Here is a 14,237-nt window from a genome sequence, read left to right on the forward strand (position 1 = left end):
GCACCCACTGCACCCACCACGCCCACGAGCCCACCTCGCTCACGAACTTCCCTACGTTTCCGAAGACTTAGCAAGACCAACGACGAGAGTCCGCCGCCATGTACGAGCTGTCCCGGGTCCGCCTCTACTCCATCGGGCCTGCCGGTGCGCGCTATGCCGACACCGTGCTGGACCTGCGGGGTGTGGGTGATCCGGTGCCCGACCCCGCGCCCACCCAGGCGGAGTTCTTCGAGGAGGAGCCCGTCGGGCCGCCGCGCCGGCCGGCGCCCGCCGGCGTCCTCTTCCTGGAGAACGGCGGCGGCAAGTCCGTGCTCCTCAAGCTGATCTTCTCGGTGATGCTTCCGGGCCACCGCAACACCCTCGGCGGCGCCAGCTCGGGTGTTCTGCGCAAGTTCCTGCTCGCCGACGACTGCGGGCATGTGGCGCTGGAGTGGCAGCACACGCTGACCGGTGAGTGCGTCGTCGTCGGCAAGGTGAGCGAATGGCGCGGGCGCCAGGTCTCCAACGACCCGCGGAAGTTCGCGGAGGCCTGGTACTCCTTCCGGCCCGGCCCGGGACTCAGCCTGGACAATCTGCCGGTCGCCGAGTCCACCGCGGTACGGCCGCCCGTCGAGGGAGCGTCCGGGGCTCAGGGGCGGCGCCGCACGATGAAGGGCTTCCGGGACGCCCTGACGGAGGCGGGCAAGGCCTATCCGCATCTGGAGGTGCACTGGGAGGAGATTCACGACCGCTGGAACGAGCATCTGACGCACCTCGGGCTCGATCCCGAACTCTTTCGCTACCAGCGGGAGATGAACGCCGACGAGGGTGAGGCCGCCGGTCTCTTCGCGGTCAAGAAGGACTCCGACTTCACGGACCTGCTGCTGCGCGCAGTCACCGACACCCGGGACACCGACGGGCTCGCCGACCTGGTCGGCGGTTTCGGCAACAAGCTGGGACGGCGCTCCGAACTGATCGCCGAACGCGACTTCACCGCCGGGTCGGTGGACCTGCTCGGCCGCATCGTCGACGCCGCTCAGGCGCGGTCGCGGGCGCGTGACATCCACACCGGCGCCGAGCGGCGCACGCGAACACTGGCACGACGGCTGTCCGCGCGCGGGGTGCAGGAGCGGGTACGGGCCGCCGACCTGGCCCAGCGGGTGACCGCGGCCGCCCACACCGTCACACACGCCGAGGGCGCCCGGGAACGCAGTGCCCTGATCGCCGCCGAACTCGCGTACCGCCACGCCTCGTTGGCGCTCGCCGGAGCGGAGAAGGCCGCCGCCGCGCAGAAGCGTGAGCTGGCCGACGCACGCCAGCTGTACTCCGCGTGGCAGGCCGCCGAGGCCGTGCTGCGACACCGCGCCGCCGCCGACCGCTCCGCACGCGTGGCCGCCGCGATCCGCGAGGCCGAGCGGGACGCCGCACCCGCCCTCGCCGCCCGGGCCAAGGCGGCCGTCGACCTCGTACGGGCGCTGCACGCCGCCGCCGAGAGCGCCGAGTCCCTCGCCAACGAGGAGGAGGAGCGGTCCGCCGCGCTCCAGGAAGTGAGCGAGTCCGCGTACCGCGACTCGACCGCCTCCGCCACCGAGGCCCAGCGCGCCCGCAGCGAGAGCGGACATCTGCGCCAGCGTCTCTCCGAGGTGGAGCAGGAGACCGCCGAGGCCGTGCGAGTCGGCTGGCTGGACGACAGCGCGCCCGACGCCGACCCGGCACGGGCCGCACTCGCCGCGAGCGACGCCGAGAAGAGGGCCGTCGCCGCCTGGGACACCGCTCGCGAGGCCGCCCGCCGGACCGCCGAGCACGCGCGTGAGACGGCTTCCGCCGAGTCCCGCGCGGAACTGACGGCGGCTCGAGCGGCGGACGCGGCGACGGCCGCGGAGCGGGCGTACGAGGCCGAGCGCCGGACGGCCGAGACGCTGGCGGCGGAGGAGCGGCTCGCCGAACTGCTCAGCCTGTCCGGCACGGACGCGCGTACGTGGGTGTCGGGGCCCCGCCGCGACGAGGACACGAGCGCGGCCCACGCCCCGGCCGCCCAGGAGGGCCCTCTCGCCGCCGAGGAGCTGGACCGCTTCGCCGACGAACTGCGTGCGCTGCTCGACGCCTCCGTCTCCTCCGCCGAACGGCACCTCTTCGAGCTGCGGACCGCGGCGGCCGACGACGCCCGTATCCTCGGCGCGCTCGGTGACGGCGGGCTGCTGCCGCCGGGCCCGGACGTGCTGGCGACCGTCGAGTTCCTGGGCGAGCACGGCATCCCCGCGCTCCCCGGCTGGCGCTATCTCGCGCAGGCCGTCGACCCGGCCGACCACGCGCGCGTGCTGGCCGCCCGCCCCGAGCTGGTCGACGGCGTGATCATCACCGACCCCGCCTCGCACGCCCGGGCCCGCGAAACGCTCAGCGAGGCCGCGCTGCTGCCGCGCTCCGCCGTCGCCGTCGGCACCGCCGCCGCGCTGCTCGCCCCGACACCGGCCCTCGACGAGGGCGACAGCGCAGTCGGCGGCGTCTTCCTCGTACCACCGAACCCGGCCATGCACGACGAGCACGCGGCCGACGAGGAGCGGCGGGGGCTGCGTGCCCGGGCCACCGAGCGGGACGAGGAGATCCGGGCGCTCGCGGCCCGGCTCGGCAAGGACCGGGAACTCGCGGCCCGGCTGGCTTCCTGGCGCACCGGCTGCCCGGCCGGACGGCTCGCCGAACTCGCCACGGCCGCCCTGGACGCGCGTGCGTTCGCCGAGGAGTCCGAGGCGGAGCTGGCCGAGGCGCGCACCGCCCGGGCCGAGGCCGACGAGGCGGCGGCGGAGGCCTCCCAGGTGCGTGACGAGCGGCAGGAGGCCGCGCAGAAGGCCCGGCGTGCCGCCGACGCGCTCGCCGGGCTCGCCTTCCGGCTGCGCGAGCGCGCGGGCTGGCAGGTCAAACTGAGAGAACTCGCCGACGAGGCGGTCGAGTCGGAGGGCCGCGCCCAGTCCTGTCTGGAGCGCGCCCGAGCCGCCGACGAGGACCGGCGTGCCGCCCAGCGCGCCGCCGACGACGCCCGTCGCACGGCGCGTGCGCTGCGCGCCGAGCGCGCGGAGATCGCGGGCGCCCCCGACGACGTACCGGACGACGACACGGACGCGCCCAAGGCGTCCCTGCCCGCCCTCCGCGAGGCCTACCGGGCCGCCTCTCAGGTCTACGAGAAGGTCGGCGTCGGTGCCGACCTGCGCGCCGAACAGGCGCGGGCCGAGAGCGACGAGTCCGCCGCGCTCGCCGAACTGGACCGGCTCAGCAACAAGGTGCGCACCCGCGCCGAGCAGCTCCTCCAGTCGCCGGACGGCTCCGACGGCCCCTCCCGGCAGGCGGCCGCCGCGCGCGCCGAGGAGCTGGTGCAGCTCCTGGAGACGCGCATGTCCACGGCGAGCGAGCAACTCGGCCGGCTGCGCGGCGAGGCCGAGCGGCACGCGCCCGAGAGCGGCGGGGCCCACACCGAGCTGCCCGAGGAGCTGGTCCCCGGCGACACCGAGCAGGCCCAGGCCCTGCTGCGCACGGCGACGGCCGAACTCGCCTCCCGCACCGACGCGTTGAGCCAGGCACGGGAGGCCCACACCGAACTCCTGGAAGCCCACCGAGCCGCCGCGGACGCGGCGAGCGGCTTCGACGAGATCGCTGCGATGCTCCGTGACCTGCTGCGCGAGCACACACCGGACGAGGAGCAGGAGGAACAGGAGCCGTATCCGGGCACGCTCGAGGAGGCCCGGCACACCGCCGCCGAGGCCCGACGGTCGCTGCGTGGCTGTGCCGGCGACCTGTCCGCAGCCGAGACGGCCGTGCGCGAGGCGAGCGACGTACTCGTGCGGCACGCCAACTCCACCCGGTACGAGCAGGTCCGCACGCCCGCCCGGCAGCAGATCCGCGAGCTGCCCGGGTCCGCGCTGCCGGAGCACGCACAGAAGTGGGCCGAGGCGTTCGCGCCTCGCCTCAGGGTCCTCACGGACGAGTTGGCGCAGCTGGAGCGCAACCGCGACTCGATCGTGGACCGGCTGCGGGGACTGGTCGAGTCGGCCCTCGCCACGCTGCGGTCGGCGCAGCGGCTCTCCCGACTGCCGGAGGGACTGGGCGAGTGGTCGGGGCAGGAGTTCCTGCGTATCCGCTTCGAGGAGCCCGACCAGGCCACGCTCGTCGAACGCCTCGGTGAGGTGATCGACGACGCGACCCGTGCGGCCGTCAAGAAGAACTCCGACCTCAGGCGTGACGGGATGTCGCTGCTCCTGCGGGGAGTCGGCGCGGCGCTCCATCCGAGGGGAGTGGCCGTCGAGATCCTCAAGCCGGACGCCGTGCTGCGCGCCGAGCGCGTGCCGGTCGGACAGATGGGTGACGTGTTCTCGGGCGGCCAGCTGCTGACCGCCGCCATCGCCCTGTACTGCACGATGGCCGCGCTGCGCTCCAACGACCGCGGCCGCGACAAGCACCGCCACGCGGGCACGCTGTTCCTGGACAACCCCATCGGGCGCGCCAACGCGACGTACCTGCTGGAACTCCAGCGGGCCGTGTCGGACGCGCTCGGCGTTCAGCTCCTCTACACCACCGGTCTGTTCGACACGACCGCACTCGCCGAGTTCCCCCTGGTGATCCGGCTGCGCAACGACGCCGACCTGCGGGCCGGGCTGAAGTACATCCGGGTGGAGGAACACCTCCGGCCGGGACTGCCGCAGCAGCCCCAGGCCGGAGAGGCGGTGCACAGCGAGATCACGGCGACACGGATGTTCAAACGACCCGCGTAGCCGTCACACGTCCTCCTTCAGAGGATCCGCGCACCTCTCGCCGATCGTCATCGTCGTGACGCCCGGGTTGACGGAGATCAGATCCGCCATGACAGTCCCGGTCCGGCGTGAACTGGCGTGTGGCGCCGACCCGGTGGAGTCCGCGCCCCTCGACCGCGCCGACCGCTCCGCGACGGGCTCGCCGAGGAAGCCGCCCCGCGGCCACCGGCGGCGGGCCCGCCCCGCGGCCAACAGGTCACGGGTGCGACAGCTGCCCGGCCCCGCTCTGCCTGCGTATGCGTTCCTGTGCCCGCGCCGCGGCCCGCGTCTGACGGCGGGCCATCCGGCGCTCGCGGCGCAGGGCCCGGGCCGTGCTGTTGGGGGCCGACACCACGCCATGACGCTGGTTCCACACCTGGCGCGTCACCCACACATCGAGCACGCCCCACGTGGCGACCACCGTGCTCGCCACGCTGCTCAGCACCATGGGGAACGCCAGCCAGGATCCGGCCAGGGTGCACAGGAAGGCGATCACCGCCTGCATCAGCGTCAGGGCGATGATGAGCACCGCCCGCACCGCCGCCGTTCGCACGGGATCCGGCAGCCGCCGCCGACGCGCGGGCTCCTCCACCCACAACGGCCGGTAGTACGACGCCTCGTACTCTCCCTCTTCCGTCGTGGCGCTTCGCGCGGCGGCCGGAGCGCCACACCCGTCCGCGGGGTCGCGCACTGTCGTCGTCCGGCGGTCGATGCCCTCCTGAATGCCGTGATCCGGTGTCTCCGGGCCCCGCCGCGCCGTCGTGGACGTCGCAATGCCCGCCACGGGCTTCTCGCGCTGCTCCACCGTGCCCATCACCTTGTCACTCCCCATCCCCCGAGGACCGCTCGTCCCGGTGTCACCGAACCCGGCTCCCCAGTGGCTGCCCGGCTTACGCTGTTTTATGCCGCCTGAGTGCGGCATGCGGCGCCTGTGGCCGATTCCGCCCCCGGTTTCCCGTACATGAAGACGACGGATGTGCCGCGAAGATTCCCAACGAACGGCAAATTCCGGCCAACCGGCCCCTGTTCCGCACCGCACGTCCCCCTGGACCCCACGTCGGCTCCGGGAGGCAATCTCCCGTAATGGCGGGACAACTGCCCATGTCCGGTTCGCTGTCCATGGGGTGGTGCGCCCCGTCGGCCCTTCGAGATACCTGTGTGTCGGTAGTAGGCTCACGCCGTTTGTTGACGCACATGTGTACCCCCGGGCCGAGGGGGTCGAGCTGGGGGAGGCCATGCGCTTTCGCGGGAAGTCCATCCGCCGGAAGATCGTGGCGCTGCTCCTCGTGCCGCTGCTGTCCCTGACCGCCATCTGGGCGTTCGCGACCGTGATCACAGGTCGTGAGGCACAGTCGCTGTTCAACGTCTCGTCCATCGTCGAAAAGGCGGGCTACCCCACCGAGGACACCGTCCGCGTCCTGCAGCAGGAACGCCGCCAGACGCTCGTCTACCTCGCCGACCCGCGCGCCTCCGAAGCTCTCGTCGCACTGCGCCGCAGCCGCGCAGCCACCGACCAGGTCGTGGCGAAGCTCCGTCGCAACAGCAAGGACGAGGACCTCCACGAGGTCATGGGAGAGGGCACCGCCGAGAGACTCACCTCGATCCTGGACGCCCTCGACGGCGTCGAATCGCTGCGCCGCGGCGTCGAGGACGGCACTGTCAACGCCTCCCAGGCCTTCGACCTCTACAACCGGCTGGTCGACCCCTGCTTCACGCTGCTGGGCAATCTCCACGTCCTCGACGACGTGGACGTGGACAAGGAGGGTCGCGCGCTCGTCAATGTCTTCCGCGCCCGCGAGTTGCTCTCCCGCGAGGACGCGCTCCTGGGCTCCGCGCTCGTCTCCGGCCGGATCGCCCGCACCACCATCCACGACGTCTCCGACCTCGTCGCCCAGCGGGCCGTGATGTACGACGTCAGCCTGCCGCTGCTGCCGGACTCGGAGAGCGAGCGGTTCGACGGCTACTGGAAGAACGCCGACACCGCAACCCTGCGCGCGGCCGAGCAGTCCGTCATCAGCGCCGCCCCCGGCGCCCCGCACGGCGTGAGCGCCAAGAGCTGGGACGAGGCCGCCGGCCAAGTCCTCGACCGGCTCGACACGATGAGCACCCAGGCGGGCGACCGCTACCAGGACCGCGCCCGCCCCCTCGCCGTCGACGTCATCGTGAAGGCGGCCGTCGCGGGTGTCCTCGGACTCGTCGCCCTGCTGGTCGCGCTGATCATGTCCATACGCATCGGCCGCGGCCTCATCCGCGACCTGCGCCGGTTGCGCCTGGAGGCCCACGAGGCGTCCGGGGTGCGGCTGCCCAGCGTGATACGCCGTCTGTCGGCGGGCGAACACGTCGACGTGGAAACCGAGGTACCGCGCCTCGAGTTCGACAAGAACGAGATCGGCGAAGTCGGCCAGGCCCTCAACACCCTTCAGCGCGCTGCCGTCGAAGCCGCCGTCAAACAGGCCGAGCTGCGTGCCGGGGTCTCCGAGGTCTTCGTCAACCTTGCCCGCCGCAGCCAGGTCCTGCTGCACAAGCAGCTCACCCTGCTCGACACGATGGAGCGCAGGACCGATGACACCGAGGAACTTGCCGACCTGTTCCGCCTCGACCACCTGACAACACGCATGCGCCGGCACGCCGAGGGCCTGGTCATCCTTTCCGGCGCTGCCCCCTCCCGGCAGTGGCGCAAGCCCGTCCAGCTCATGGACGTGGTGCGCGCCGCCGTCGCCGAGGTCGAGGACTACGAGCGCATCGAGGTGCGCAGGCTGCCCCGTGTCGCCGTCACCGGCCCCGCGGTCGCCGACCTCACCCACCTGGTGGCCGAACTCCTCGAGAACGCCACGGTGTTCTCGCCGCCGCACACCGCCGTGCAGGTCATCGGCGAACGCGTCGCCAACGGTTTCACCCTGGAGATCCACGACCGCGGCCTCGGCATGGCGGCCGAGGCGCTCCTGGACGCCAACCTACGGCTCGCCGAGACCCCCGAGTTCGAGCTCTCCGACACCGACCGGCTCGGCCTCTTCGTGGTCAGCCGGCTCGCCCGCAGGCAGAACGTCCGCGTCTCCCTCCAGCCTTCTCCGTACGGCGGCACGACGGCGATCGTCCTCATCCCCGACGCACTGCTCACCGACGACGCCCCCGACACCAACGGCATGGGCTTCCGGCTCGACCGCGCGCTGCCCGACCCGGAGGCCGCCGCCGCCGAGGACCCGGGGCTGCCTCCGGGGCCCGTCGCGCTGCCCGGTATCCCGGCATCGATCCTGGACGGTCCGGTCGAACTGGAGGCCCCCGTCGATCTGGACACGCTCGACGGGTTCCCGGGCGCTCTCGGCGAGGAGGACAGCCGGCCCGGCGGTCTTTTCCGCCCGCGGCGTTCCTTGGCGGACACGCCGGGCCGGCAGCACCAGCCGGGCCGCGACACGAGGCCCGAGTCCGGCTGTCCTGGCGACACCGACCACCCGGGCGCCCCGGTCCCGCTGCCGCGGCGCCGGACCCCCAAGCTCGTCAGTTCGCACGGCCGCCCCGTCACGGGATCGGGGCCGCGGCGCGGGGCAGCGGACGAGGGGCCCGATCCGCTCGAAGGGCGCGTGACCGAGCTTCAGGAGGCCAGGCGAACGGCCGGCCGCTCAGGGGAACCCAGGGGAGGCGCCGCGCGTTTGCCCGATGACCGCGACGAGGCCCCTGCCCTGCCTCAGCGGCGCCGCACCCGGCCTCCGGGGGGACCGGACGGGTCCACCCCGCACCCGGACACCGCGGCCGGACCGGCAGAATCGGGCGGGGGCGCTCTGCCCCGCCGGGTGCGGCAGGCCAGTCTTGCCCCGCAGTTGAAGGAAGACCCCGACCGGCTCGCCGAGCGCGAGCGGTCCCGCACCGCGCAGCGGGCGGGGCTCGCCGAGCGCGACGCCGACGAGGTACGCAGCCGTTTCGCCTCGCTCCAGCGGGGCTGGCAGCGCGGCCGCAAGGAGAACGCCGCGGGCGACGAGGCCCGGGACGGCTCAGCACGAGGAACGACAGAGGGGGACGGTCGATGACCGCACCGAAGGCCGCAGGGTCCCATGCGATCAACACGGGGTCGGGAGAGCTGAACTGGCTCCTCGACGACCTGGTGGAGCGCGTCGCCAGCATCCGCAAGGCGCTCGTGCTCTCGAGCGACGGCCTGCCCACAGGAGTCTCCAAGGAACTGAGCCGGGAGGACAGCGAGCACCTGGCGGCGGTCGCCTCCGGATTCCACAGCCTCGCCAAGGGCGTCGGCCGGCACTTCGACGCGGGCGGCGTCCGCCAGACCGTCGTCGAACTCGACGAGGCGTTCCTGTTCGTCACGGCCGCCGGCGACGGCAGCTGCCTGGCCGTCCTGTCGGACGCCGATTCCGACATCGGCCAGGTGGCCTACGAGATGACCCTGCTCGTCAAGCGGGTCGGAGTACATCTGGGGTCGGCTCCGCGCACCGATCTGCCCTCGGGCGGGTAGTGAGATGGCATGAGTGGAGACGGTCAGGGAAGCAGCCATTGGTTCGACGACGAAGCCGGACCGGTGGTCCGCCCGTACGCCATGACGCGCGGCCGCACCAGCCACGAAGTCCAGCACCGCCTCGACCTGATCGCGGTGGTCGTCACGGAACCGCACGTGGACGATACCGAGGCGGACCCGTCGCTGTCCCCGGAACACGTGGACATCGTCGACCTGTGCCGTGACACCCCCCAGTCGGTCGCCGAACTCGCCACCGAACTCGATCTCCCCGTCGGCGTGGTGCGTGTGCTCGTCGGGGACCTCGTGGACGAGGAACTGGTGCATGTGACGCGTCCCGTGCCGCCCGCCGAACTGGTGGACGAGAGCATTCTGCGTGATGTGATCAGCGGCCTGCGGGCCCTGTGAGCGAGGGTTTCCGTCCGCCTCGCCAGAGCGCACGGAAACCCCGGCCGACCGGACGACCGGCCGTCGCGGCTCGGCGGCGGCCGTCGTCCCCCAGGTGCCGCCGGGCACCCGCGGCCGGTGACCGGGACGGCGTAGCCCGCCGCCTGCCCGGCACGCGTGCGGACCGCCGGGGCGCCGAAGTCCTCGGACCGGCGTCGAGGCGGTCCTCCCGATATGATCTGAGCGATCGTCGACCATTGACCGCAGCGCGCCGATCAGCCGCCTGCGGATCCGGTTCCGAGCAGTGCGATCGGAGAGACGGACGTGACCAGGGCCAGGGGCTGGCAGTTCTGGGTCGACCGCGGCGGCACCTTCACCGACGTCGTCGCGCGTCACCCGGACGGCCGCCTGCTCACCCACAAGCTGCTGTCGGACAACCCCCACCGTTACGCCGACGCGGCCGTCGCGGGCGTACGCGAGCTCCTCGAGGACGGCGCCCCCGTCGACGCGGTCCGCATGGGCACCACGGTCGCCACCAACGCCCTCCTGGAACGCAAGGGCGATCGCACCCTGCTCGTCATCACCCGCGGCTTCCGTGACGCCCTGCGCATCGCCTACCAGAACCGTCCGCGCATCTTCGCCCGGGCGATCGAACTGCCCGAGCTGCTGTACGAACGGGTCGTCGAGGTGGACGAACGCATCGCCGCCGACGGTACCGTCCTGCGCGCCCCCGACCTGGACGCTCTGGCCGGACCGCTCCGGGAGGCGTACGACGACGGGATCCGCGCGCTGGCCGTGGTCTGTATGCACAGCCATCTGCACCCCGCCCACGAGCAGGCCATCGGCGAGCTGGCCGCCCGCACCGGATTCCCGCAGATCTCGCTCTCCAGCGAGGTCAGCCCTCTGATGAAGCTGGTACCGCGCGGCGACACGGCCGTCGTCGACGCCTACCTCTCGCCCGTACTGCGCCGCTACGTCCAGCACGTCGCCGATGAACTCGAAGGCGTGCGGCTGATGTTCATGCAGTCCAACGGCGGGCTCGCCGAGGCCGGGCAGTTCCGCGGCAAGGACGCCATCCTCTCCGGGCCCGCGGGTGGCATCGTCGGCATGGCCCGGATGTCGCAGCTCGCCGGCTTCGACCGTGTCATCGGTTTCGACATGGGCGGCACGTCCACCGACGTCTCGCACTTCGCCGGCGAGTACGAACGCGTCTTCACCACCCGGATCGCCGGAGTCCGGCTGAGGGCGCCCATGCTCGACATCCACACGGTCGCGGCGGGCGGTGGCTCCATCCTCCATTTCGACGGCTCCCGCTACCGCGTAGGGCCGGACTCGGCGGGCGCGGACCCGGGGCCGGCTTGCTACCGGGGCGGCGGCCCGCTCACCGTCACCGACGCCAACGTCATGCTCGGCCGCATCCAGCCCGATTACTTCCCCCGGGTGTTCGGCCCCGACGGCGACCAGCCTCTGGACGACACGCTGGTCCGCGACCGCTTCGCCGCCCTCGCATGCGAGATCCGCGAGCAGACGGGGGACGACCGCACCGCCGAACAGGTCGCCGAGGGCTACCTGCAGATCGCCGTCGCGAACATCGCCAACGCCGTCAAACGGATCTCGGTGCAGAAGGGCCACGACGTCACCCGTTACGCGCTCACCACCTTCGGCGGTGCAGGTGGCCAGCACACGTGCATGGTCGCCGACTCCCTGGGCATCCGCACCGTTCTCGTACCGCCCATGGCCGGGGTGCTCTCGGCGCTCGGCATCGGGCTCGCCGACACCACCGCCATGCGCGAACAGTCCGTCGAGGCACCCCTGGAGCCGGCCTCGATGCCCGGCGTCCTCAAGACCGCCGACGACCTGGCGGACGCCGCCCGTGCCGAACTCCGCGCCGAGGACGTGCCCGAGGACCGCATCCGGATCACCCGCAAGGCCCAGCTGCGCTACGACGGCACCGACACCACCCTTACGGTCGAGCTTGCGGAGCCCGACACGATGCGTCACGCCTTCGAAGAACGTCATCGCGCCACGTACTCCTTCGCACTCGACCGCCCGATCGTCGTCGAAGCCCTCTCCGTGGAAGCCACCGGCATCACCGAACCCCCCGATCTCTCCGCCCTCGCCCCGTACGAAGGCCGCTCCGCCGCCCCCCGGACCGTCCGCCTCCACACGGGCGGCGCCTGGCGCGACGTACCTCTCCACCGCCGCGAGGATCTGCCTCCCGGCGAAACCGTCACCGGCCCCGCGATCATCACCGAGGCCAGTGCGACGACCGTCGTCGACGACGGCTGGCGGGCCGCGGCGACCGACGACGGACATCTGGTCATGGAACGCGCGGCGGTTACGGAGAGTTCCCATCTGGACACGGAAGCCGATCCCGTTCTGCTCGAGGTCTTCAACAACCTCTTCATGTCCATCGCCGAACAGATGGGCGCCCGACTGGAGTCCACCGCCCAGTCCGTCAACATCAAGGAGCGCCTGGACTTCTCCTGCGCCCTGTTCGATCCCGAGGGCAACCTGGTCGCCAACGCCCCGCACATCCCCGTGCACCTGGGCTCGATGGGCACCAGCGTCAAGGAGGTCGTCCGGCGGCGCGCGGGCAGCATGCGCCCCGGCGACACCTACGCCGTCAACGACCCTTACCACGGCGGCACCCATCTGCCCGACGTCACCGTCATCACCCCTGTCTTCGACACGGACGGTGAGCGGATCCTGTTCTACGTCGCCTCCCGCGGCCACCACGCGGAGATCGGCGGGATCGCGCCCGGCTCCATGCCCGCCCAGAGCCGCACCATCGAGGAGGAGGGCGTCCTCTTCGACAACTGGCTGCTCGCCGAAGCAGGCCGCTTCCGGGAGCAGGAGACGTCCCGCCTGCTCACCGGGGCGCCCTATCCGTCACGCAATCCGGGGACCAACCTCGCCGACCTCCGGGCCCAGATCGCCGCCAACCAGAAGGGCGTCGACGAAGTCGGCCGCATGATCGAGCACTTCGGGCTCGACGTCGTCCAGGCCTACATGAAGCACGTCCAGGACAACGCCGAGGAAGCCGTCCGCCGCGTCATCGACGCCCTGGACGACGGGGAGTACGCCTATGAGACCGACTCCGGCGCGGTCATCCGCGTCCGCGTCCGCGTGCACCGTGAGAACCGCTGCGCGACCGTCGACTTCACCGGCACGTCCGCTCAGCTGGCCACCAACTTCAACGCGCCGTTCTCGGTCGTCAACGCCGCCGTCCTGTACGTCTTCCGCACCCTCGTCGCCGACGACATCCCCCTCAACGACGGCTGCCTGCGCCCCCTCGACATCGTCGTGCCGGCCGGTTCGATGCTGGCGCCCGAGCCCCCGGCCGCAGTCGTTGCCGGCAACGTCGAGACCTCGCAGGCCATCACCGGTGCCCTGTATGCCGCCCTGGGCGTGCAGGCCGAGGGCTCCGGCACCATGAACAACGTCACCTTCGGCAACGACCGGTACCAGTACTACGAGACCGTGGCCTCCGGCTCCGGCGCGGGGGACGGCTTCCCGGGCGCACCGGTCGTACAGACCCATATGACCAACTCCCGCCTGACCGATCCCGAGGTGCTGGAGTGGCGACTGCCCGTCCTGGTCGAGGAGTTCGCGGTACGGTACGGCAGCGGGGGTGCCGGCCGCTGGCGCGGCGGGGACGGCGCCGTCCGCCGTGTCCGCTTCCGGGAGCCCATGTCCGTCTCCACCCTCTCCCAGCACCGCAGGATCCCGCCCTACGGGATGGCGGGGGGCGAGCCGGGAGCGCTCGGCGCCAACCGCGTGGAACGCGTGGACGGCACCGTGCTGCATCTTGCAGGCAGTGATGCGGTGGATGTCGGCCCCGACGACGTGCTCGTCATCGAGACCCCCGGCGGCGGAGGCTACGGAACGCCGCCGACCGACCCCCACCGAGCAGGAGAAGAGAACGATGATCGTCGGGCGCAGTGAGCGCGGCAAGCCTCCGGTCGAGCCCGTCACGCTCAAGATCCTCGTGGCCGGCGGTTTCGGCGTGGGCAAGACGACCCTCGTCGGTGCGGTCAGCGAAATCAGGCCCTTGCGCACCGAGGAACTGCTCACCGAGGCGGGCCGCCCGGTCGACGACACCAGCGGCGTGGAGGCCAAGCACACCACCACCGTCGCCATGGACTTCGGCCGCATCACGCTCCGCGAGGACCTGGTGCTGTACCTGTTCGGGACGCCGGGCCAGGACCGCTTCTGGTTCCTGTGGGACGAACTGGCCACCGGTGCCCTGGGTGCCGTCGTCCTGGCAGACACCCGCCGCCTGGGGGACTGCTTCGCCGCCGTCGACTACTTCGAGCGCCGCTCCATCCCCTTCATCGTCGGCGTCAACTGCTTCGAAGGAGCAGCCCGTTACCCCGCCGACGCCGTACGACGGGCCCTCGACCTGGATGACGACGTGCCGGTCGTCCTCTGCGACGCCCGCGATCGGGAGTCGGTCAAGGAGGTCCTGGTCGAGGTCGTCCGGCACGCCATGACGCACTCGGCCGACCACCGTCGGGAAAGTCTCACCACCTGACCCCTGTGCGGCACATGCGGCCCGTACCCCCGCCGACCGGGGTACGAGCCGCAGCGGTGCACGCGCGCGTGGCTCACACGTCAGGCACGCGCGCGTGGAGGGA

The 14,237-nt window shown here is 72.2% G+C and carries 7 protein-coding genes; 6 read left to right on the plus strand and 1 reads right to left on the minus strand.

The features are described 5' to 3' along the window. The first annotated feature begins 98 nt into the window (after positions 1 to 98). Complete coding sequence (locus tag AAW14_RS03790; protein ID WP_265559822.1) at positions 99 to 4,736, plus strand: hypothetical protein; 4,638 nt, start codon at positions 99 to 101, stop codon at positions 4,734 to 4,736. A gap of 235 nt (positions 4,737 to 4,971) precedes the next feature. Here AAW14_RS03790 and AAW14_RS03795 read toward each other — a convergent pair whose 3' ends face one another. Then, on the minus strand, positions 4,972 to 5,586 hold the full coding sequence (locus AAW14_RS03795) for a hypothetical protein (RefSeq protein WP_265559825.1): 615 nt from the start codon (positions 5,584 to 5,586) through the stop codon (positions 4,972 to 4,974). 403 nt (positions 5,587 to 5,989) lie between these two features. Here AAW14_RS03795 and AAW14_RS03800 point away from each other — a divergent pair, with 403 nt between their 5' ends. The 5 genes from AAW14_RS03800 to AAW14_RS03820 all read left to right on the plus strand — a co-directional run bounded on the left by AAW14_RS03800 (position 5,990) and on the right by AAW14_RS03820 (position 14,134). Further along, positions 5,990 to 8,776 (plus strand): nitrate- and nitrite sensing domain-containing protein, encoded by a 2,787-nt coding sequence (locus tag AAW14_RS03800; protein WP_265559827.1) that lies wholly within the window; start codon positions 5,990 to 5,992, stop codon positions 8,774 to 8,776. Beyond that, positions 8,773 to 9,213: a roadblock/LC7 domain-containing protein gene (locus AAW14_RS03805; RefSeq protein ID WP_265559830.1), complete on the plus strand. Its 441-nt coding sequence runs from the start codon at positions 8,773 to 8,775 to the stop codon at positions 9,211 to 9,213. The genes AAW14_RS03800 and AAW14_RS03805 overlap by 4 nt, the downstream gene beginning before the upstream one ends. A 9-nt stretch (positions 9,214 to 9,222) precedes the next feature. Then, entirely contained in the window at positions 9,223 to 9,618 is a 396-nt protein-coding gene (locus AAW14_RS03810) for a DUF742 domain-containing protein (protein ID WP_265559832.1), read from the plus strand. Positions 9,619 to 9,921: 303 nt separating this feature from the next. Further along, positions 9,922 to 13,545 (plus strand): hydantoinase B/oxoprolinase family protein, encoded by a 3,624-nt coding sequence (locus AAW14_RS03815; protein ID WP_265559834.1) that lies wholly within the window; start codon positions 9,922 to 9,924, stop codon positions 13,543 to 13,545. Further along, complete coding sequence (locus AAW14_RS03820; protein ID WP_265559836.1) at positions 13,526 to 14,134, plus strand: GTP-binding protein; 609 nt, start codon at positions 13,526 to 13,528, stop codon at positions 14,132 to 14,134. Before AAW14_RS03815 ends, AAW14_RS03820 begins: the two co-directional genes overlap by 20 nt. Positions 14,135 to 14,237 lie beyond the last annotated feature (103 nt).

Origin of the sequence: Streptomyces hygroscopicus (assembly GCF_026168105.1) — a bacterium.
GTDB classification, from domain to species: domain Bacteria; phylum Actinomycetota; class Actinomycetes; order Streptomycetales; family Streptomycetaceae; genus Streptomyces; species Streptomyces hygroscopicus_D.